Annotated in this window: 19 protein-coding genes; 13 read left to right on the forward strand and 6 right to left on the reverse strand. The window is 68.8% G+C overall.

The genetic code is table 11. From position 1 onward, the window contains the following. The first annotated feature begins 244 nt into the window (after nt 1–244). From pdhA to AB0J40_RS06000, 3 genes are read left to right on the forward strand one after another with little or no spacing between them, the layout of a single operon-like run. Nucleotides 245–1,450 (forward strand): pyruvate dehydrogenase (acetyl-transferring) E1 component subunit alpha, encoded by a 1,206-nt coding sequence (gene pdhA / locus AB0J40_RS05990; RefSeq protein WP_364448228.1) that lies wholly within the window; start codon nt 245–247, stop codon nt 1,448–1,450. Then, nucleotides 1,450–2,442 carry an alpha-ketoacid dehydrogenase subunit beta gene (locus tag AB0J40_RS05995; RefSeq protein WP_364448231.1) on the forward strand — a complete coding sequence of 331 codons (993 nt, stop codon included), beginning with the start codon at nt 1,450–1,452 and terminating at the stop codon, nt 2,440–2,442. The genes pdhA and AB0J40_RS05995 overlap by 1 nt, the downstream gene beginning before the upstream one ends. Nucleotides 2,443–2,458: 16 nt before the next feature. Next, complete coding sequence (locus tag AB0J40_RS06000) at nt 2,459–3,802, forward strand: dihydrolipoamide acetyltransferase family protein (RefSeq protein ID WP_364448234.1); 1,344 nt, start codon at nt 2,459–2,461, stop codon at nt 3,800–3,802. Nucleotides 3,803–3,836: 34 nt separating this feature from the next. Here AB0J40_RS06000 and AB0J40_RS06005 read toward each other — a convergent pair whose 3' ends face one another. Beyond that, nucleotides 3,837–4,121, reverse strand: coding sequence for a DUF6191 domain-containing protein (locus AB0J40_RS06005; RefSeq protein WP_364448236.1), 285 nt, complete (start codon nt 4,119–4,121; stop codon nt 3,837–3,839). A gap of 95 nt (nt 4,122–4,216) precedes the next feature. Here AB0J40_RS06005 and AB0J40_RS06010 point away from each other — a divergent pair, with 95 nt between their 5' ends. Together AB0J40_RS06010 and AB0J40_RS06015 are read left to right on the forward strand one after the other, a co-directional pair. Next, entirely contained in the window at nt 4,217–4,801 is a 585-nt protein-coding gene (locus AB0J40_RS06010; RefSeq protein ID WP_364448239.1) for a helix-turn-helix domain-containing protein, read from the forward strand. Nucleotides 4,802–4,821: 20 nt separating this feature from the next. Continuing rightward, on the forward strand, nt 4,822–6,768 hold the full coding sequence (locus AB0J40_RS06015; protein WP_364448242.1) for an ABC transporter ATP-binding protein: 1,947 nt from the start codon (nt 4,822–4,824) through the stop codon (nt 6,766–6,768). Here the strand turns inward: AB0J40_RS06015 and AB0J40_RS06020 are convergent. Beyond that, nucleotides 6,765–8,054: a hypothetical protein gene (locus tag AB0J40_RS06020; RefSeq protein WP_364448245.1), complete on the reverse strand. Its 1,290-nt coding sequence runs from the start codon at nt 8,052–8,054 to the stop codon at nt 6,765–6,767. The two genes, AB0J40_RS06015 and AB0J40_RS06020, sit on opposite strands and share 4 nt — an antisense overlap. Nucleotides 8,055–8,122: 68 nt before the next feature. Here AB0J40_RS06020 and AB0J40_RS06025 point away from each other — a divergent pair, with 68 nt between their 5' ends. From AB0J40_RS06025 to AB0J40_RS06055, 7 genes are all read left to right on the forward strand, one after another. Beyond that, nucleotides 8,123–8,596: an FxsA family protein gene (locus tag AB0J40_RS06025; RefSeq protein WP_364448247.1), complete on the forward strand. Its 474-nt coding sequence runs from the start codon at nt 8,123–8,125 to the stop codon at nt 8,594–8,596. A 27-nt stretch (nt 8,597–8,623) separates the two neighbouring features. Beyond that, the gene (locus tag AB0J40_RS06030) at nt 8,624–9,055 is read left to right on the forward strand and encodes a very short patch repair endonuclease (protein WP_364448250.1); all 432 of its coding nucleotides are present in this window, start codon (nt 8,624–8,626) and stop codon (nt 9,053–9,055) included. Between the two features lie 140 nt (nt 9,056–9,195). Continuing rightward, on the forward strand, nt 9,196–11,286 hold the full coding sequence (locus AB0J40_RS06035) for a helix-turn-helix transcriptional regulator (RefSeq protein ID WP_364448253.1): 2,091 nt from the start codon (nt 9,196–9,198) through the stop codon (nt 11,284–11,286). Continuing rightward, the gene (locus AB0J40_RS06040) at nt 11,283–12,260 is read left to right on the forward strand and encodes a hypothetical protein (RefSeq protein ID WP_364448256.1); all 978 of its coding nucleotides are present in this window, start codon (nt 11,283–11,285) and stop codon (nt 12,258–12,260) included. Before AB0J40_RS06035 ends, AB0J40_RS06040 begins: the two co-directional genes overlap by 4 nt. Then, on the forward strand, nt 12,260–13,168 hold the full coding sequence (locus AB0J40_RS06045; RefSeq protein WP_364448258.1) for a DUF6339 family protein: 909 nt from the start codon (nt 12,260–12,262) through the stop codon (nt 13,166–13,168). Before AB0J40_RS06040 ends, AB0J40_RS06045 begins: the two co-directional genes overlap by 1 nt. Nucleotides 13,169–13,194: 26 nt before the next feature. After that, nucleotides 13,195–14,211 (forward strand): DNA cytosine methyltransferase, encoded by a 1,017-nt coding sequence (locus AB0J40_RS06050; RefSeq protein WP_364448260.1) that lies wholly within the window; start codon nt 13,195–13,197, stop codon nt 14,209–14,211. A gap of 44 nt (nt 14,212–14,255) precedes the next feature. Beyond that, nucleotides 14,256–15,344 (forward strand): DNA cytosine methyltransferase, encoded by a 1,089-nt coding sequence (locus AB0J40_RS06055; RefSeq protein WP_364448262.1) that lies wholly within the window; start codon nt 14,256–14,258, stop codon nt 15,342–15,344. Here AB0J40_RS06055 and AB0J40_RS06060 read toward each other — a convergent pair. Continuing rightward, a complete protein-coding gene (locus tag AB0J40_RS06060) occupies nt 15,341–15,856 on the reverse strand; it encodes an SCP2 sterol-binding domain-containing protein (RefSeq protein ID WP_364448265.1) in 516 nt (171 codons plus the stop codon). The two genes, AB0J40_RS06055 and AB0J40_RS06060, sit on opposite strands and share 4 nt — an antisense overlap. Nucleotides 15,857–15,961: 105 nt before the next feature. Further along, the gene (locus tag AB0J40_RS06065) at nt 15,962–16,624 is read right to left on the reverse strand and encodes an SCP2 sterol-binding domain-containing protein (protein WP_364448267.1); all 663 of its coding nucleotides are present in this window, start codon (nt 16,622–16,624) and stop codon (nt 15,962–15,964) included. A gap of 126 nt (nt 16,625–16,750) precedes the next feature. Here AB0J40_RS06065 and AB0J40_RS06070 point away from each other — a divergent pair, with 126 nt between their 5' ends. Continuing rightward, a complete protein-coding gene (locus AB0J40_RS06070) occupies nt 16,751–17,407 on the forward strand; it encodes a TetR/AcrR family transcriptional regulator (RefSeq protein ID WP_086670992.1) in 657 nt (218 codons plus the stop codon). On the opposite strand, the gene AB0J40_RS06075 is transcribed toward AB0J40_RS06070, so the two are convergent. Together AB0J40_RS06075 and AB0J40_RS06080 are read right to left on the reverse strand one after the other, a co-directional pair. Next, complete coding sequence (locus AB0J40_RS06075; RefSeq protein WP_364448269.1) at nt 17,399–18,229, reverse strand: MaoC/PaaZ C-terminal domain-containing protein; 831 nt, start codon at nt 18,227–18,229, stop codon at nt 17,399–17,401. The genes AB0J40_RS06070 and AB0J40_RS06075 overlap by 9 nt on opposite strands. 1 nt (nt 18,230) lies before the next feature. Next, nucleotides 18,231–19,565, reverse strand: coding sequence for a 3-oxoacyl-ACP reductase (locus AB0J40_RS06080; protein ID WP_364448272.1), 1,335 nt, complete (start codon nt 19,563–19,565; stop codon nt 18,231–18,233). Nucleotides 19,566–19,590 lie beyond the last annotated feature (25 nt).

The following is a 19,590-nucleotide window of genomic DNA, read 5'->3' on the forward strand; positions in this document are numbered from 1 at the left end:
CCTACTCTCGTAGGTCCGATGCTCGGGCGTCCAAGCGTTTTCCCTGTTCAGGGCCCTCTTCTCAGCAACAAATCAGCATCCGTCACTCACCAAAACGCGGACCTTCGTGCCAGGATGACGGCGAGAACCGTCAACGCCGACGGTGACCGAGCGCTTCGGACCCGATGCGCTGGTCCCCGCCGGTGCAGTCGCTGTGGTCGCCACAAGCGGCCGCCAGAGGCACCGACACCGAGGAGTACTGCGCATGCCGTCCGAACAGTGGACGCACCCGGAGCCCGGAGACGGGCCGGCCGCCGTAGCGGCCCAGCCTTCCCCCGAGCAGGTGATCGCCGGATTGCGGGCAACCAGCGAAGGTGGCGCTGAGCTGACTCAGCTGCTCACCCCCGAAGGCGAACGGGTCCCCTCGCCCCAGTTCGACAAGTACGTCGAGGACGTCGACGCCGAAGCGCTGCGCGGCCTGTACCGCGACATGGTGCTGGTGCGGCGGGCCGACCGCGAAGCCAACGCCATGCAGCGCCAGGGCCAGCTGGGCATCTGGGTCCCGCTGCTGGGCCAGGAAGCCGCGCAGATCGGCTCCGGCCGGGCGTTGAAGAAGAACGACATGGCGTTCCCCAGCTACCGCGAACACGGCGTCGCGTACGCGCGCGGGGTCGACATGAAGGACCTGCTGGGCATCTTCCGGTGCACCGACCACAGTGGCTGGGACTACCAGGGCCACGGCTTCCACCCGTACACCATCGTGATCGGCAACCAGGTGCTCAACGCCGCCGGCTACGCGATGGGCCAGAAGTTCGAGGGCAAGGTCGGTGACGACGACGGCGAAGCGACCATCGTCTACTTCGGAGACGGCGCCACCTCGCAGGGTGACGTCCACGAAGGATTCGTCTGGGCCGCCGTCTACGACGCGCCGCTGGTGTTCTTCTGCCAGAACAACCAGTGGGCGATCTCCGAGCCGACCGAGCGCCAGTCGCGCCTGCCGCTGTACCAGCGCGCCCGCGGCTACGGCTTCCCCGGCATCCGCGTCGACGGCAACGACGTCCTGGCCTGCCTCGCGGTGTCCCGCTGGGCGCTCGACGAGTGCCGCCACGGCAACGGACCCGTCCTGATCGAGGCGTTCACCTACCGGATGGACGCGCACACGACGACCGACGACCCCACCCGCTACCGGCTCTCCGACGAGCTGGAGGAGTGGAAGCTCAAGGACCCGATCGAGCGCGTCCGCGCGTACCTGGCCCGCGGCGGCTACGCCGACCAGGCGTTCTTCGACAGCGTCCAGGCCGAGGCGGACGCCTTCGCCGCCGACCTGCGCGAGTACACGTTCAACATGCCCGAACCGCCGCCGGAGCGGATCTTCAGCAACGTCTACGCCGAGGGCAACCCGGTGCTGGACGCGCAGCGCGAAGAGTTCCTCTCCTACCTCGACGGCTTCGTATCGGCGGGTGAGCACTGATGACCGACCTCCAGAAACTCACCATCGGCAAGGCGCTCAACCTCGGCCTGCGCCGGGCGATGGAAGAAGACCCCAAGGTCCTGATCATGGGCGAGGACGTCGGCAAGCTCGGCGGCGTCTTCCGGATCACCGACGGCCTGCAGAAGGACTTCGGCGAGCAGCGCGTGCTGGACACGCCGCTCGCGGAGTCCGGCATCATCGGCACCGCGGTCGGCCTGGCCGTGCGCGGCTTCCGGCCGGTGTGCGAAATCCAGTTCGAGGGCTTCATCTTCCCTGGCTTCGACCAGATCTCCTCGCAGCTGGCGAAGCTGCACTACCGGACGCAGGGCAAGGTCAAGATGCCCGTCGTGATCCGGGTGCCGTTCGGCGGCGGGATCGGCGCGGTCGAGCACCACTCGGAGTCGCCGGAGTCGCTGTTCGCGCACATCCCGGGCCTCAAGGTCGTGTCCATTTCGAACGCCGTGGACGCCTACTGGGGCATCCAGCAGGCGATCAAGTCGGACGACCCGGTGCTCTTCTTCGAGCCGAAGCGGCTCTACCACTCGGGTGCGCTGCGCGCGGAGATCGACGTCGCGGGCACGCCGGCTCAGGTGTTCTCCTCGCAGGTCGTGCGCGAGGGCACGACGGCGACGGTCGTCGCGTACGGCCCGTCGGTGAAAGTCGCGCTCGACGCGGCCGCCGCGGCCGAGGACGAAGGCAAGTCCCTCGAGGTCATCGACCTGCGCACGCTCTCGCCGCTGGACCTCGGCCCGGTGTTCGAGTCGGTGCGCAAGACCGGGCGGCTGGTCGCGCTGTCGGAAGCGCCGTCCGAGTCGTCGCTGACGTCGGAGATCGCCGCACGCGTCCAGCAGGAGTGCTTCTACTCGCTGGAAGCGCCCGTCCTCCGGGTGACCGGTTTCGACACGCCGTACCCGCCGGCCAAGCTCGAGGAGCACTACCTCCCCGACCTCGACCGGGTGCTGCACGCCGTCGACCGCTCGCTCGCCTGGTAAGGGGGATCTCCGCGCAATGCCTACGTACAAACAGTTCCCCCTGGCCGACACGGCCGAGGGGCTGACCGAAGCCGACATCCTCACCTGGCACGTCAAGCCGGGCGACACGGTGACGGTCAACCAGATCGTGGTCGAGATCGAGACCGCGAAGGCCGCCGTCGAGCTGCCGATCCCGTGGGCCGGGGTGGTCACGGAGCTGCACGTCGAGCCGGGTCAGACGGTGGAGGTCGGCACGCCGATCCTCACCATCGACGTCGACCCGGGTGGCGCTGCCGCTCCCGCGCCCGCCGCTGCTCCTGCTTCGGCTCCGGCCGAAGAAGAAGAGATGAAGCCGCTGGTCGGCTACGGCTCCAAGACAGTGGTCACGCAACGGCGGGCTCGGAAGGGTGCCGCTCCGGCGGCTCCCGCTCCCGCCGCCGCCGTCGTCGCTGCTCCTCCGACGCCTGCTCCGGTTGCTCCGGCTCCGGTTGCTCCTCGCGGTGGGTACGTCCCGTTGGCGAAGCCACCCGTGCGGAAACTCGCGAAGGACCTGGGCGTCGACCTGCACTCCCTGACCGGAAGCGCGGACGGCGGCGTCATCACCCGTGAAGACGTCGAGCGCGCCGCCAACGGTTCGGCGGCTCCGGCCGCGTCCACTGTGGACTCCGCGTACGACCCGGCGACACGTGAGCGGCGCGTGCCGATCAAGGGTGTCCGCAAGATGACCGCGGCGGCGATGGTGCAGAGCGCGTACACCGCTCCGCACGTCACGGAGTTCCTGACCATCGACGTCACGCCGATGATGGAGTTCCGCGAGAAGCTGAAGAAGTCGCGCGAGTTCGCGGGCGTCAAGGTCACGCCGCTGACGTTCGCCGCGAAGGCCGTGTGCCTGGCGGCGAAGCGCACCCCGGACGTCAACGCGGTCTGGGACGAAGCGGCGCAGGAGATCGTCTACAAGGACTACGTGCACCTCGGCATCGCGGCGGCGACGCCGCGCGGCCTGATCGTGCCCAAGGTCCGCGACGCCGACTCGATGTCGCTGAAGGAGCTGGCGGTTGCGTTGACGCAGCTCACGGACGTGGCCCGCGAGGGCAAGACATCGCCGGCGGACATGGCGAACGGCACGATCACGATCACCAACGTGGGCGTGTTCGGCGTCGACACCGGCACGCCGATCATCAACCCCGGCGAGTCCGCGATCCTGTGCCTCGGTGCGATCAAGGACCAGCCGTGGGTGGTGGACGGCGAGATCAAGGTCCGCAAGGTGCTCCAGCTGTCGCTGAGCTTCGACCACCGCGTGGTCGACGGCCAGCAGGGGTCGGAGTTCCTGGCCGACGTCGGCGCGCTGCTCGCCGACCCGGCGATGGCGATGACTTACTGAGTTTCCGCAGGTGAGGGCCGTCTTCGGGCGGCCCTCACCTCTTGCGGAAGACGATCTTCCCGGCGTCGAGGTCGACCTGGGTGTCGCCGCCTGTCTGGTCCTCGACCAGCATCAGCTGCACCTGACGCTGCTCCAGCTCGTGCTGCTTGGTGCCGCCGAGGATCGCTTCGACCTCTTCGGTCGCGACCGCGCTGGCCATGCGCGGGCCGTCGCCGCGGCGGTGCCACGGCAGGAACCGGCGGCCCCAGACCTCGAGCACGGCCAGCAGGAACAGCAGCACGACCAGGATCGGAAACGCCATCGCCCAGAGCACGCCCATGGCCGCGAACCTATACCCATTTGACGGAGTGAGCACTCACTCCGCACACTGGTGACATGACACCAGCACCCGAAACCCGGCGCAGAGCGCCGAGCATGAGCGCCGAAGACCGGCGCGCCATGATCGTGCACGCGGTGCTGCCGCTCCTGATGGAGCACGGCACCGCGGTCACGACCGCCCAGATCGCCCGCGCCGCCGGCATCGGCGAGGGCACCATCTTCCGCGCGTTCAAGGACAAGGACGAGCTGTTCGACGCCTGCACCGCCGAGGTACTGCGCCCCGACCACGTCCTCGACGCGATCGCCGAGATCCCGATCGAGCAGCCACTGCCGGACCGGCTCGTCGAGGCCGCCGAAGCACTCGGCGCGCACTTCGAGCGGATGGGCGCGCTGATGGGCGCCCTGCACGCGTCCGGCAGGCACAAGCAGCGCGACCCCGAGCAGCGCCTGAAGAACCGCACGATGAAGGGCGGCCGCAGCGAGTCGATGACCGCCATGCGCGGCGCGATCACCGAACTGTTCGAGCCCGAAAAGGACCGGCTGCGGCTGACCCCCGAGCAGCTCGCCGCGTTGTTCCTGACCCTGCTGTTCGGCGGCCGCCGGATGGCGCCGATCGACGACGTCCCCACCACGCGCCAGGTGGTCGACGTCTTCCTGCACGGCGCCGTGGAGGCCCAGTGATCCCGGGCGGTGGGGGCGGCATGGAGTTCATGCTGGCCCGGCGCGGCCGTCGGCGGCACGCGACGACGGTGCCGGAGAGCGGGCTCACCGGGCCCGTCGACATTCCCGAACCCAAGCCGGACGACCAGCCGAAGGACCTGCGTTCGCGGCTCAGGCGCGCGAAGACGTCGGTGGCGGGCACGGTCCGCGGCCTGCCGAAGGTCGTCAAGCTGACGTGGCAGGCCAGCCCGGTCCTGACGATCCTCCTGGCGCTGATCACGCTGCTGTCGGGCCTGCTGCCGACCGTGACCGCGTACGTCGCGAAGCTGCTGCTCGACTCGGTCGTCGCGGCGATCCAGCACCGGGGGACCACGGGCGACATCGTGAAGGTCGCGCTGTTCCAGTTCGGCGTGCTCGCCGCGACGGCCGTCAGCAGCGCGCTGACGTCGATCGCGCAGTCGCTGCTGCAGGAACGCATGACGCTGACCATCCGCCACCAGGTGATGGCGCACGCGAGCGAGCTGCACCTGGCGTACTTCGAGGGCTCGACGTCCTACGACATGCTGCGCCAGGCCGCGCAGGAGGCGCCGACGCGACCGCTGTCGATGATGAACTCCGCGCTGGGCCTGGTCCGGACGTTGATCACGTTCGGCAGCATGGTCGCGCTGCTCGTCGCGATCAGCCCGCTGCTCGCGCTGGTCGCGCTGGTCGCGCCGATCCCGGCGTTCATCTCGCAGTCGAAGTACGGCTCGCGCGCGTTCTGGCTGACGTTCCTGATGTCGCCGATCAAGCGCCGGATGGACTACCTGTCCTCGTTGGTCACGACGGACACGTACGCCAAGGAGACGAAGCTGTTCGGGCTCGGCCCGTACTTCGTCGACCGGTTCCGCCGGCTCGGCCTGGTGTCGTACGAACGGCAGCGGAAGCTGACGATCAACCGCAACATCAGCTCGACGTCCTGGGGGCTGCTGAGCACGTTCGCGGGCTCGGCGATCGCGCTGTACATCGCGCTGGAGGCGGTCGGCGGGCGGCTGACGCTCGGCGACCTGGCGCTGTACACGGCGGCGGCCACTTCGGTGCAGACGTCGGTGTCCGGGCTGTTCACGGCGTTTTCGGGGATGTACGAGAACAACCTCTACCTGGACACGCTGTACCGCTTCCTGGACACGAAGCCGGAGATCACGGCACCGGCGTCACCACGGGCGTTTCCGTCCCATGTAGACGGTCACATCGAGTTCGATTCGGTGACCTTCAGCTACCCGGGCGCGGACGAGCCGGCGCTGGACAACGTCAGCTTCGAGATCCGCCCTGGCGAGACGGTGGCGGTGGTGGGCCGCAACGGCGCGGGCAAGTCGACGCTGTTCAAGCTGCTCTGCCGGCTGTACGACCCGACCGGCGGCCGCATCCTGCTGGACGGCGTCGACATCCGCGAGTACGACCCGGTGCAGCTGCGCACCCGGATCAGCGCGATGTTCCAGGACTACGTGACGTACCAGGGGACAGCGGCGGAGAACATCGGCCTCGGCGACCTGGGCCGCCTGGAGGACCGCCCGCACATCGAGGACTCGGCCCGCCGAGCGGGCGCGGACGAGCGCATCGAGCGCCTGCCGTCCGGCTACGACAGCCCGCTGGGCCGCTGGTTCGACCAGGGCGTCTCGCTGTCCGGCGGCGAGTGGCAGAAGATCGCCTTGGCGCGCGCGTTCCAGCGAGAGGCACCGATCCTGATCCTGGACGAGCCGACATCGGCGTTGGACGCGCAGGCCGAGCACGACCTGTTCGCGCGGTTGCGTTCGCTGTCCGAGGGCCGCACGACGCTGTACATCTCGCACCGGTTCTCGACGGTGCGGCAGGCGGAACGGATCCTGCTGCTGGACCACGGAAAGGTGGCGGAGTACGGCACGCACGAGGAGCTGATGGCGGCGAAGGCGGGGTACGCGGAGCTGTTCACCCTCCAGGCGAAGGCGTACCTCGACGAGGTGCCGAGCTAGGACGTCACGTAGTGGCCGGGCAGCGAGGTGCCGCCGCGCAGCTCGTTGCCCGGCCACGGGTGCGGCTGTGGGTTTTCCCCGGTGTCGGCGACGGTCACGGTGTCGAGCACGCAATCCGCGAGCTTGACCCCTTGGCCGCCCCGGCCCAGTTCGATCCGGCACCGTTCGAACCGGCAGTTCTCCACGAGCACCGGCACCAGGGAGGACGGCTGGTCGTCGAGACCGATCGAGAGGTCCAGTTCGAGGTCGGCGAAGTCGCACCGGTCGAACACCAGCCGGCCGAAGACGAAGTCCAGGCTCGAGAAGTCGACCCGGGGCGCCACGAACCGGCAGCGGAAGAAGGCAACCGACGAGGACTGCAGGTACCCGTCGGCGAAGTCCACCTTGTCGCCGGTGAACTCGGCGCCGACGAACTCGGCTTGGCCGCCGGTGACGGTCATGCCGCCGAAGGTCGTTTCGGCCGCGGAGAACCGGGTGCCGTGGAAGCTCAGCTTCCCGAACTCGGCGCCGGCGAACGAAGCGATCCCACCGACGAACTCCGCGCCGTCGAACAGGACCTCACCGCTGAACTCGCGGCGCGCGAAGTCGGCGTTTTCGATGGTCACGCCGGTGAAGTCGAAGTCGAGCGCGGACCAGGACAGTTTCCCGCTCCGGCGGGTGCGGTCGCGGATCACGCGCAGGATCGCCTCTCGCACTTCGGCCTCACCGGCGGCTTCGCGGGTGATCCGGAGGTAGCCGCACAGAACGTCGACGCAGACCTGGCGCTTGTCGGCCCAGTCGTCGGCCAGGCCGGCCATCGCGTAGACGCCGGCGAGCCGGACGGCGGCGTTGTCGTTGGCGAGCTGCTCGGCCGCACTGCCGAACCGTTCGTTGAACTTCTGGACCGCTTCGCGTTCGGCGCGCTGAACGGCCAGGTCATGCTCGTCTTCGGCGACCCGCTGCTTCCGGTAGTTGACGGCGAGCAGCACGACACCGCCGAACCCGGCGACGACGGAGAGGGCGATCTTCAGCAGGTCGAGCATCTGGGCGACGTCGAACTGCCCGGCACTCGGCAGCCGCGGCCAGCCGAGGAACCAGAGCAGGCCACCCCCGGTCACCCCGGCGACGAGCAGGGCGACGACGAGCCAGCCGAGGACCGAGGCGACCATGCCGCGCCGCTTCGTCGTCCGCTGCGGACGGCTCCAGGTGACGCCGGGGAAGCCTCGCCGACGCCGCCCTCGCGTGACGATCAGCAGGGCCAGGACCAGGCACAACGCGATGAGGAGCCAGCGGAGCCAGTCGGACACGAGGGGTGAGAATAGCCGGTGGTCCGAGGGCACGGGAGCAAATCGGACAGCTCGTTCGTTGACCGAGTATGGCTGTCGCGTTCCTGCTCTACGTCTTCGCCGAGATCGCCGCGATCTGGGCGGTGGGCTCGGCCGTCGGCGTGCTCGGCACGCTGGGCCTCCTCCTGGCCGGCGCGTTCCTGGGCTCGTGGCTGGCCCGCCGCGAGGGCGGCAAGGCGATGCGGGCGTTCATGTCGGCGGCCCGTGCTGGGCAGCCGGCGGAGAAGGAACTGACCGACGGAATGCTCGTCGCGCTCGGCGGGGTGTTGATCCTGGTCCCGGGCTTCGTGAGCGACGTGCTGGGGCTGCTGTTGATGCTGCCGCCGTCGCGGGCTTTGGTCCGTCGATGGTGGCTTCGCAGGGTGGAGAAGCGGGCGGTCCGGTTCGCCAACCAGCGTCGGGGGCCGGTGATGGTGGTGGACAGCGAGGTCGTGCCACCTTCGGAGGCAGGCTCGCGCCGCGACCAGCCGACGGTGATCGAGGGCCGGATCATCGAGGGCTGAAAGACAGCCCTTGAACCACGCTCCAGAATGGCGTGGGTGAAGCCGCTTGAGACGACGCCGCAAACTCGCAGTCGAATGAGCCGCCAGAAGTCGCGGAACACGCAGGTGGAGATCGCCCTGCGCAAGGCTCTTCACGCAGCAGGCCTGCGCTACCGGGTTCACCGTCGCCCGGTACAGGGTGTACGCCGCGAGGCGGACATCGTCTTCATCGGCGCCAAGGTCGCCGTGTTCGTCGACGGCTGTTTCTGGCATGGATGCCCCGACCACGCGACTTGGCCCAAGAGCAACGCCCAGTTCTGGCGCGACAAGATCGAGGGCAACCGACGTCGCGACACGGACACCGATACGCGACTTGCCGAGGCAGGCTGGCTTGCCGTTCGGGTCTGGGAGCACGAAGCACCGCATGCCGCCGCGGAGCGGGTCCGCGAGTTGGTCAGTCAACGACGAACGGGCAGTTGAGCCCACTTGCGCGCGCACTTTTGACGACCCGAGCATCAACTGAAATTTGACAGACCTTCCAATGTCAAAATTCAGCTGATACTGTCGGCGCCTGCTGCGGTGTCGCACCAGCAGAACACCTGCCTCGGAAGGAGCACGGGATGAGCCGACAGCAGGGGGAACCGTTCGGTTCCTGGCTGGCGCGTCAGCTTCGCCGGGCTGAGCTGACTCAGGCACAGCTCGCCGAACAGATCCCGGTCACCCGGGCCGCGGTGTCCGCGTGGGTCAACGACCGCGCCGAACCTCGGCCGGAAACCCAGCGGAGGATCGCCGAGATCCTCGGAACCGACCCTGCGTCGATCTACAACCGCACGGACGTCGCATCGGACTCCCCGCTCCGGTGGCACCACCGGGCCGCGCACCTCGACGGCGGGCGGGAATACGGCAACCCCGCCGCCTTTGCGTTCGACGCCGATTTGTCGATGCTGACTCGCGAGGCGACGCAGAACTCGCTCGACGAGCGGTACGACCCGACCAAGCCCGTCCGCGTGCGGTACACCCTGCACGAACTGACCGGCGAAAACCTCGACGCTTTCCTCGACGCAATCCACTGGCCGGCACTCCGCAAGCACTACACCCGCGCGGCGGCCGCCGAACAGAAGGTCTCGCGGAGTCTGCAGGCCGCGCTGGACGACCTCGACCGGAAAAAGTCTCTCACCCTGCTGAAGATCGACGACTACAACGCATCCGGGCTCACGGGTGACGAATACGACGACGGCCGTTTCGCCGCGGTGGTTCGGCGGCAGCTCGACAGCCACAAGAACTCGAACGGAGCCGGCGGCTCGTACGGGCTCGGCAAGGTCACTTTGTGGGCCGCGAGCCGCTTCAGCCTCGTCCTGATCAACTCGACGCTGTCCGAGCCCCACGAAGGACACGTCGAACGTCGGGTCATCGGACGCCTCGACCTGCCCTGGCGCGAGGTCGACGGCGAGGCCTACGCCGGCCCCGGCTGGTTCGGGCAGGCCGACACCGAGCCGGGCCGCAAGAACGTCTCGCGCTCCTGGTGGGCGGATCGACAGACCGTTGCAGACCTCCACCTGGAACGAGTCACGGACGAGCCCGGCACCTCGTTTCTCATCGTGGGGGCCCACGACGCGTCGGGTGCCACCGAATCGCTGCACGACATGCACGAAAAGCTCGTGCAGTCGCTGGCCGACGGCTTCTGGGCGGCGATGATCGGCGGCCGGAACGGCGGGCCGCTGCTGGAAGCGAGCGTCGTCACGATGCGGAACGGTCGCGTCTTCATCGAGGAGGAGCGCGTCGACCCGCGCAAGACGCACGCGGCGCTGAGCCGCGCTTTCCAGGCCTACCTGGACGGTGAGACGGTCGACGAACTGACGTCGAGCACCCAGGTTGCCCGCGCGGACGTGCGGCTCGTCGTCCCGCCTCGGCGGGATGCGGTCGGCGAACGGAAGAAGGGGGCCGAACACGACGCCGTTCTCCTCGTCACGCCCGCGGAAGACGGCGACGAGCAGGTCAACCAGGTCATCTGCATGCGTGGCACGCGAATGACGATCATGGCGAGACGTCCCCGCGAGCTGCCGCTCGGTGCGACGCGGTTCCACGCCGTGCTGCTCGCCGGATCCGCCACCGGTCACGAGACCGACGATGTCGAGCTTGCCGAGCAGTTCCTACGCGCATCCGAACCGCCCGAGCACGATCGCTGGGATCACACCGAAGAGCTGACGTCGATGTACGCGCGAGGATCGCTCAGCCGGCTCCGGGAGTTTCGCGCCGAGATCGACGCGGCAGTCCGCCGACTCGTCGGACGACGCGTCGCCACCCCTGGCGAAGGACCTGCGGCCCTGCGAGAGCTGCTGAAGCTCGACGGATTCGGAGCGTCCGGCCGTCGGGCCCAGGGGTTCCCGACCGTGCGCAGCGTCAGGGCGCACGTCGACGACACGGGCGCATGGAACGTCATGGTCGACCTGAAGCTCCCGGAAGCCGACGACCCGTGGCTGCTCACGCCGGTCGCCAAGTTCGACGTGCGCTCCGGCGGGCGTCCCGCGGTCACCTGGAAGGAGCTCGTCGCCACCGAAAACTGTCTCCGGGAGAACGACAATCTCGTCATCGAGCCCGGTGTGCGATCCGCAAGTTTTTCGGGCATCACCGATCCCGCGACCCATCCGGTTTCGAGCAGCCTGGCCCGCCTGATCATCGATCTCCAGAAAGCGCGTGGTGGTGCGGCATGAAGCCGGTATTTCCGTACCCGACCCTCTTCGGAGTCGTCGACCTCGAGGTCGAAGCCGTCACCATGGACGGCCGGGACCTCCCCTACGCACAGATCTCCAAGGCCGAGCGCACGGTTGCCCTGCACCAGATCGGACGGGCGGACTGGGATGTCGCTCGCCTCCAGTTGAAGGCCGCGCTTCCCGAACAGGAACTCGACAACGGCCCGTGGTCCGAGATCGTCTGCTTGGCCACCCTCTCGGAAAGCGCCACCAACACGCGCAGCAGCGCTCGGCTGACCCGCGGCCGGAACGGCGACTGGCAGGGGACGATCGAACTCCTCCACGACCGGCACACCGATCGGGCAACGCTCGCCCTGGCGGTCGTCGGCGAGGTCGGCGGTGTACCGGGCCGACTGATCGGCGCGACCGAGAGCGACTGGTACGTCGATCTGAAGGCCGCGAGCCCCCGGCGTCAGCGCGAGGTCGACATCAGGGAAGTCGACTTCCGCGAGGGCCCCGAAGAGTGGCTGCGCCCGTTCAAGGACTCGATGTGGGTCGTCGAGACCGCCGGCGACGTCCCGACCGTCTACTTGAACACCACGGGCGTGGAAGGGCTGCTCGAATTGCTCAAGGGCTCGGGCGGTTCCCCGATGGAGAAGCTGCTTCGCGACACGACGTCGAGCCAGATCGCACAGGACGCGTGGACCGCCATGTTCAACGCGGCCATCAGCGAACTCGACCTGGACGACGACGGAACTCCGATCTTGCCGAGCGGGTGGCGTGAGCCGGTCCTCCGCATGATGCTGCCGGACGTCCTGCCCGGCAGGCAGCTGACCGATGCCCTGTTCGACATCAACGACCGCAGGAGGAGCGGTTCCGGCTGGCCGGAACTGCAGACCAGCATCCACTACGCAGCGGGCAAGCGCAGCCAGGTCACCAAGAAGCTGACCAACGCCGTGCGCGCCGTGCACCAAAAGGAAAGGGGCGACGCCTGATGAGTCCCGCCACCGCTGTGGACTATCCGGACGTCCTGGGGCTTCTCTCCGACGCGGCCGTGACGAAGCACCTCAGCCGAGGCATTCAGTCCGGCCAGGAGAACCCGCCTGTCGCGGCACTCCGACGCGCAGCGGTGATGCTGCCCGAAAACGAGCCCCGGTGGCGCGTCGGCCCCGTTCGCGCACTGGTCGACGAAGCCATGAACCGATTCGAGGACCGGCGGTCCCGAGCCGACGCGTGGCTCGCACCACGACTGCACGCAACGTTGCGGATGACGCGCGCGGAAGCGGCCGACCCTCGACTGTGGAACTACCTCGCGATGCTCGTCGCCCCGGACTACGTCGTGTGGCGGCACGGAGCAGACGGGGTCACCAGGGCAGCGCGGTTCAGCGGATCGCACTTCCTGCAGGCCTTCGCCCGCTTGTGGTGGGCCGCGGAGCTGTTTCGGAACGGCGCCGACTACCAGCCGGTGACCAGCGCTTTCGCCTACCAGGACGTCGTGAACAGCGTGATGCGCTTGGACGTCATCGATCACCGCCCGACCGCGGCGGCGATCATCCGGATTGTCGAGCGCCTCGATTCCGAGCAGGTCAAGAACGGATCCGATCAGATCAACGCGCTCTCCAGGGCCGTGAACACCGCGGGCAGCACGTTGATCTTCGACGTTTTGGCGCCCGACGTCCCGGCGGACAGCGACGCTCTCCGCGACTGGATTGCCGATTCGGCGCACATGCCCGAGGTGCCGTGGGACCGCCTCCCCGACGGTCCGGCAGACGGCGCGGTCCCGCGAGATTCGGTGGATGCCCTGGCCTCACTGTTCGAGAAGCTGCTTGCGGAAGCGCCTCGCCGGGATCGGTCGAAGAAGGCGGAGGCGAACTCGGCGACGGCTTCGTCCACAGCGGACTGAAGACGGCAGGACACGAGGGGATCGAAATGCCGAACACCGGGTTTGACCCGACCGAACCGTTTCCGGCGAAAGACCGTCTGACGTCGGTCGAGGTGTGTGCGGGCGCGGGGGGTCTCGCGCTCGGACTGGAACAAGCGGGTTTCGACCCCGTCCTCCTCGTCGACGTCCGCGATGCGGCGTGCAACACCTTGCGGCTCAACCGACCGGGGTGGGACGTCCGGGAGATGGACATCCGAGATTTCGACCCGGCGGACGACAAGCGTGTCTACGACGTGGATCTGCTCTCGGCCGGCCTGCCGCGAGTGAAGGCTTCCGCCGCCGGCAACCGCACCCGCGGGAACGAGACCGAGCTGGAACTCCTCTACGCGGCCGTCATGCTGGTGCCCGGTATCCAGCCGCGCGCCTTCTTGATCGAGAACATGCCGGAGTTGGCGACCGGAGACGGGTACGCCGTGGCCCGGGAGAACATCGAAAAGGAGCTCGACCACCTCGGCTACGTCTCGAACTGGCTGGTGGTCAACGCGTCGGACTACGGCGTCTCGCAAGAACGCAAGCACGGCGTGCTGGTCGCGTTCAAAGGCGGCATGCCGCACGGCTTCGAGCTACCGCGGGCGCAGCCGTTTCCGCCGTCGGTGGGAGAGGTCCTGCGGGAGTCCATGGCGTCCCGCGGTTGGCCCGAGGCCGACCGGTGGTCGGCCCAGGCCGACCGGCTGTCGCCGACGCTCGTCGGAGGCTCGTGGGATCGCGGCGGAGCGGACCTGGGGCCGTCCGGCTCGAAGAGGCGGTGGGCCACCATGGGTGTGAACGGCGGCACGGTCGCCGACCTCCCACCCGGACCGGACTTCGACTGGAGACCCGAGTTGGGCCCGAGGGGCGGCGTTCCCCTCACCGTTGCCCAGACGGCCATCCTCCAAGGCTTCCCGGCGGACTGGCGGTTCTCCGGCCGCAAAACCAGTCAGTACCGCCAGGTGGGCAACGCCACGCCGCCACCGGTGGGTCGAGCGCTCGGAACTGCGATCCGCTGGGCCCTGGAAGGCCGCTGACGCGCCTACGTCGGATAGTCGGGCGCACGAGATAAGCTCCCCGCATGCTCGCCGATCAGTCCATCGCTTCCCCGCCGGGGCCCATCCACATGGTGGATCTCTTCGCCGGCCCGGGCGGGCTGGACGTCGCCGCGCACTGGCTGGGCCTGGTCGTGGACGGGATCGAGTGGGACGACAACGCGTGTGCCACCCGCACCAAGGCGGGGTTGCGCACGCGGCACGCCGACGTCCGCGACCACAAGCCTGCCGACTTCCGCGAGGCCACCGTTCTCGCAGGTGGTCCGCCGTGCCAGACGTACACGGTGGCAGGGAGCGGCGCCGGTCGCCGCGCATTGGAGCAGGTACGCGGGTTCGTCAAGCAGATGGCAGCGGGCGAAGACGTCAAAGAAAGCCTGAAGAATCTCGACGACGTACGGACCGGGCTGGTCCTCGAGCCGCTCAGGTGGGCGCTGGAGGCGGTGAAGGACGGACGCCCGTACGACGCCATCGTGCTGGAGCAGGTTCCCGCGGTGCTGCCGGTGTGGGAAGCCGTCGGCGAGGCACTTGCCGGCGTCGGCTACAAATCGGACTGCGGCATCCTGCACACCGAAATGTTCGGCGTCCCCCAGACGCGACGTCGGGCGATCCTCATCGCCCGACGCGACCGCAAGCCGAGCCTTCCGACACCGACACATCAGCTGTACCGCAAAGGCCTTCCGGCGAACCCGGCAGACCTGGCGCTGCTGCCCTGGGAAACCATGGGCAAGGCGATTACCCGCGAATCGCCTTACGTGGTGATCTCCAACTACGGAACCGGCGGCGACCCGAAAGCCCGCGGACGACGCAGGTCGGACGAACCCGCGGCAACAGTCACCGGCAAGGTTTCCCGGAACCGCCTCGTCACGCACGACGAACGCGAACTACCGCGGTTCACCCTTGCCGAGGCAGGACGATTGCAGACCTTCCCGATCGACTACCCGTGGGCCGGGAACGACATCTCCCAGCAGATCGGCAATGCCATCCCTCCTCGGCTCGCCGCACACGTTCTCGCCGCGGCACTGGGCCTGAAGCTCGACGAGAAGTCACTCGACGAGGCGGTGAACGGTGCCTGGGAAGTCACCAAGGCAAGCAAGCCGCTCGCCGGCAACAGCTAGTCCACGGATGGCTTGGGGATGTCGAAGTAGCTCGAGAACCGGACCGCCGGGGCGTACTCGCCCTTCACCTTCACCCGGCCCGTCACGAACATCGCCGCCACCGCGGCGTTGCCCGTGGCCATCCTGATGAAGTCGTCCACCGACAATGTGATCGTTGTGTCCGGCGTTCGGGACAAGTCCGTTGAGGAAACGCACATCCCGTCCTCGATCACCGTCTGGAAACGGTCGTAGCCGTCCTCGCCTGTTCCCTCGGAAAAGCGCCACGAAACCACGAAATCCACGTGTCGCGCCCGTGTTGGGGAAAAGTGCTCCGACATTCTGCGGAAGATCTCGTCGAGGAACACCGCTCGCAGCTCGGGGTGCTCCGCGATGGCCTTCAGCTGGTCGCGGGAACACCTGCGGACCACGTCCACCAGGACGTCCGTCGACAGGGAGCTCAGCTCTATGCCCGCTCCCGCCGAGCCCAGCATGTGGAGGGTTTCCAGGACCTGGATGAACTGCGCGGGGGTCAAGTTGCCGATGACGAGCTTGTCCGCGAACGCGTTGACCGCGTGGCCGGCGCGTACTCCGCGGGGCCGGGAAAGGCGCCACTTCGCTTTTCGGGGCACAGCGACGGACTATACGGGGTGGGGGAGGTCGAAGTATCCGATCAGACCCGCCGCGAACGCCAAATCGCCCTTGACCTTGATTCTTCCCGTGACGAACAACACCGCCGGCGTTGCCTGGTGGGTGATGAGCCGGAAGAAGTCGGCCGGGGCGATGGTGATCGTGACCCGGGGGGCCGCGTGCATCTCGCGGCTCACCGTGCACGAACCGTGGGAGATCGTCGTCTCGTAGCGGTCGTAGCCGCCCTCGCCCACTCCGCCCGACAGGCGCCAGTGGACCACCGCGTGCAGGTCGCGGGCGCGGTCCGGCCTGATGTGCGCGCCCATGCGGGCGAAGATCTCGTCCAGTACCCGCTCGCGCAGGGGCCGCTCCGCGACGACGCTCTCCAGCTGCGCGCGCGACGCCGACGACACCAGCGACGCGAACCGGGCCGGCTCGACCTTGCTCAGGTCGAACGCCGGGGCGCGCTCCGCCAGGCGAAGCAGCGCGCTCAGGAGTCTTCGGAAGTCGTCCTTGCCGAGGTCGCGCGGGTCGACCGCGTCGGCGAGGGCGTTGACGTCGAGGGCGTGCGCCTCGGGGCTCAGCGGGTCGAGCCGCTCCAGGGCGTCCAGCAGCGCCGCCCCACGGAGCCCCGCGACCTGATCGGCGCTGGTCATCCCGGCGTTGTCGGCCATGGTCACTCCTCTGCAGTTACTCACGCGTAAGGCTACCCGCCAGTAGGTAGGCGGGCAAGCGTGCCGAAATCACCCTGACGGGGCAGCGCCCGGTACCGTCTCCGGTCAGCAACAGGGAGGTCCAGCGTGTCAGAGGATGATCAGCGTCCGCCCGAACGGGCCAGGCGGCTGCCGCGCGCGGTGCGCGAGCGGCAGATCCTGGACGCCGCCGTCCAGGTTTTCTCGCGCCACGGCTACCACGCGGCCTCGATGGACGAGATCTCCGACGTCGCCGGCGTCTCGAAGCCGATGATCTACACCTACCTCGGGTCCAAAGAGGACCTGTTCGGTGCGTGCATCCGCCGCGAGGCGACGCGGCTGCTCGAGGCCATCCAGGCCGGCGTCCAGCCCGATCTGCCGCCGGACATGCAGCTCTGGCACGGCCTGCGGTCGTTCTACCGCTTTGTCGCGGAGTACCGCGAGTCGTGGACGGTGCTGCACCGCCAGGCCCTCACCGTCGGCGGGGCGTTCGCCGCGGAGATCACCGACATGCGGGCGCGCGCGATCCAGCTGGTCGCCGCCCTGGTCGTGTCGGCCGGCACCCGCAAGGGCGTCGGCGAGCAAGCCGAGTTCTCGGGCGAAGGCCTCTCCGCGGCCTTGGTCGGGGCGGCCGAGTCACTGGCCGACTGGGCCCTCGACCACCCCGACATCTCCGACGGCGTCCTCGCGTCCTGGCTGATGAACCTCGTCTGGCTGGGCTTCAACGACCTCATCGAGGGCGAGGTCTGGAAGCCCTCAGAGTGAGGTGATCGTCCCCTCCAGGTGCGGCTTCGACCCGCCCCACAGCTCGAACGCCCAGCCCTCCGGAGTGGACCACGACGTGAAGCCCGCCTTGGCCGGCAGCAGCACCGGCTGCTTGAACTTGACGTCGATCGTGAACGCCGGCGGCAGGCGGCCCTCGAACGCAGCCAGCGCGTGGGCCTTCGTCCACATCCCGTGGGCGATCGCCTTCGGGAAGCCGAACAGCTTGGCCGTCAGCGGGTGCAGGTGGATCGGGTTGCGGTCGCCCGAGACCTCCGCGTAGCGCCGGCCGATGTCGCCCGGGACCCGCCAGATCGCGTCCGGCGTCGGCGGCGCCAGCTGGTCCCGGCGCGACGAGGACGAGCCGCCCCCGCGACGCAGGTACGTGCTGACGTCGACCCAGACCACGTCTTCCCCGGCCCAAGCTTCGCTGACGACGTCGAACTGACGGCCCTTCTCGTGCGGGCGCAGGTTCTCCGCGCGCACCCGGATCGTCAGCGCCTCGCCCAGCCGCAGCGGGCGGTGCTGGGTGATCCGGTTCGCCACGTGCACCATGCCGAGCAGCGGGAACGGGAACGCCGGCTCGGTCATCAGTGCCATCTGCAGCGGAAACGCCAGCATGTGCGGGTACGTCGCCGGCAGTTCGTCGCTCAGCCGGAACCCGCAGACCGCGTTGTACGCGGCGAGGTGCGCCGGGTCGACGACGACACCGGTGCGGACCAGCTCGGTGTCGGGCAGCGATGAGCCCGTTTTGCGAAAGCCGAGCAGGGCCTTCGGGTACAGCGTCGCCAGGCTCGGCGTGCTGTCGAGTTCGCGGATCGCCACCTCACGCCCCCAGCAGGGCCTGGCCGCAGACGCGGACCACGTTGCCGTTCACCGCGGCCGACGCCGGGTTCGCGTACCAGGCGATCGTCTCGGCGACGTCGACCGGCAGGCCGCCCTGGCCGAGGCTGGACAGCCGCCGCCCGGCCTCGCGGATGAACAGCGGGACCGCCGCCGTCATCTTCGTCTCGATGAACCCGGGCGCGACGGCGTTGATCGTGCCGCCGTACTCGGCGAGCTGCGGGGCGCCGACGTTCACCATGCCGATCACCCCCGCCTTCGACGTCGCGTAGTTCGTCTGGCCGACGTTGCCGGCGATGCCCGCGATCGACGAGACGCCGATGATCCGGCCGTTCTCGTTCAGCACGCGATCGCCGAGCAGCTTGTCGTTCACCGCGAGCTGCGAAGCGAGGTTCACCGCGATCACCGAGTCCCACGCGCTCTCGCTCATGTTGCCCAGCGTCTTGTCGCGGGTAATCCCGGCGTTGTGGACCACGACGTCGACGCCGCCGTGCCGCTCCTTCAGGTACTCCGCGAGCTTCGCGGGTGCGCTCGGCGAAGTGATGTCGAGCTGCAGCGACGAGCCGCCGATCTTGTTGGCCACCTTCGACAGGTCGCCGCCCTGGGCGGGGATGTCGAGCGCGACGACGTGCGCGCCGTCGCGGGCCAGCACCTCGGCGATCGCCGCGCCGATGCCGCGGGACGCGCCGGTGACCAGCGCGACCTTGCCGTCGAGGGGCTTCTCCCAGTTCGCGGGCGCGGAAGCCGTCTTGCCTTCGGTGCCGATCCGGATGACCTGCGCGTCGACGAACGCCGACTTCGCCGAGAGCAGGAAGCGCAGCGTCGACTCCGTCGCCTCTTCGGCGCCTTCGGCGACGTACACGAGCTGAGCGGTCGCGCCGCGCTTCAGCTCCTTGCCCACCGATCGGATGAAGCCCTCGAGAGCGCGCTGCGCGATCCGTTCACGGCCTTCGACCTGCTCCGGCGGCGTGCCGAGGACGACGACCCGGCCGGACGGCCCGACGCTGCGGATCACCGGGTGGAAGAAGTCGTAGACCTCGCGCAGGCGCGCGGGGTCGGTGACGCCGGTCGCGTCGAAGACGAGCGCCGCGTGCCGGTCGACCGCCGAGGTGACGACCTCGATGCCCGCGTCGGCGAGTTGATCCTTAAGGGTCTTCTCGAGCCGGCTACCGGGCGCGGCGCCCAGAAGTGCGGGACCCTCGAGGGCGGGTTGCCCGGGCTTGTACCGGCGCAGCGTGGCCGGGTTGGGCAGGCCGAGCTTCGGCACCACGAACTTCCCCAACGGGGTTTTCGTGAACTGCTGGTACCTGTCAGCCATCGGTTGCCTCCCGTGCAGTCTGCGT

The organism is Amycolatopsis sp. NPDC049691 (assembly GCF_040675005.1).
Taxonomy (GTDB): domain Bacteria; phylum Actinomycetota; class Actinomycetes; order Mycobacteriales; family Pseudonocardiaceae; genus Amycolatopsis.

Bases quoted from the DNA above. Each gene is read 5' to 3' on its own strand.
- pdhA (WP_364448228.1), top strand. From the start codon at position 245: ATGCCGTCCGAACAGTGGACGCACCCGGAGCCCGGAGACGGGCCGGCC.
- AB0J40_RS05995 (WP_364448231.1), top strand. From the start codon at position 1,450: ATGACCGACCTCCAGAAACTCACCATCGGCAAGGCGCTCAACCTCGGC.
- AB0J40_RS06000 (WP_364448234.1), top strand. From the start codon at position 2,459: ATGCCTACGTACAAACAGTTCCCCCTGGCCGACACGGCCGAGGGGCTG.
- AB0J40_RS06005 (WP_364448236.1), bottom strand. From the start codon at position 4,121: ATGGGCGTGCTCTGGGCGATGGCGTTTCCGATCCTGGTCGTGCTGCTG.
- AB0J40_RS06010 (WP_364448239.1), top strand. From the start codon at position 4,217: ATGAGCGCCGAAGACCGGCGCGCCATGATCGTGCACGCGGTGCTGCCG.
- AB0J40_RS06015 (WP_364448242.1), top strand. From the start codon at position 4,822: ATGGAGTTCATGCTGGCCCGGCGCGGCCGTCGGCGGCACGCGACGACG.
- AB0J40_RS06025 (WP_364448247.1), top strand. From the start codon at position 8,123: ATGGCTGTCGCGTTCCTGCTCTACGTCTTCGCCGAGATCGCCGCGATC.
- AB0J40_RS06030 (WP_364448250.1), top strand. From the start codon at position 8,624: ATGGCGTGGGTGAAGCCGCTTGAGACGACGCCGCAAACTCGCAGTCGA.
- AB0J40_RS06035 (WP_364448253.1), top strand. From the start codon at position 9,196: ATGAGCCGACAGCAGGGGGAACCGTTCGGTTCCTGGCTGGCGCGTCAG.
- AB0J40_RS06040 (WP_364448256.1), top strand. From the start codon at position 11,283: ATGAAGCCGGTATTTCCGTACCCGACCCTCTTCGGAGTCGTCGACCTC.
- AB0J40_RS06045 (WP_364448258.1), top strand. From the start codon at position 12,260: ATGAGTCCCGCCACCGCTGTGGACTATCCGGACGTCCTGGGGCTTCTC.
- AB0J40_RS06050 (WP_364448260.1), top strand. From the start codon at position 13,195: ATGCCGAACACCGGGTTTGACCCGACCGAACCGTTTCCGGCGAAAGAC.
- AB0J40_RS06055 (WP_364448262.1), top strand. From the start codon at position 14,256: ATGCTCGCCGATCAGTCCATCGCTTCCCCGCCGGGGCCCATCCACATG.
- AB0J40_RS06065 (WP_364448267.1), bottom strand. From the start codon at position 16,624: ATGGCCGACAACGCCGGGATGACCAGCGCCGATCAGGTCGCGGGGCTC.
- AB0J40_RS06080 (WP_364448272.1), bottom strand. From the start codon at position 19,565: ATGGCTGACAGGTACCAGCAGTTCACGAAAACCCCGTTGGGGAAGTTC.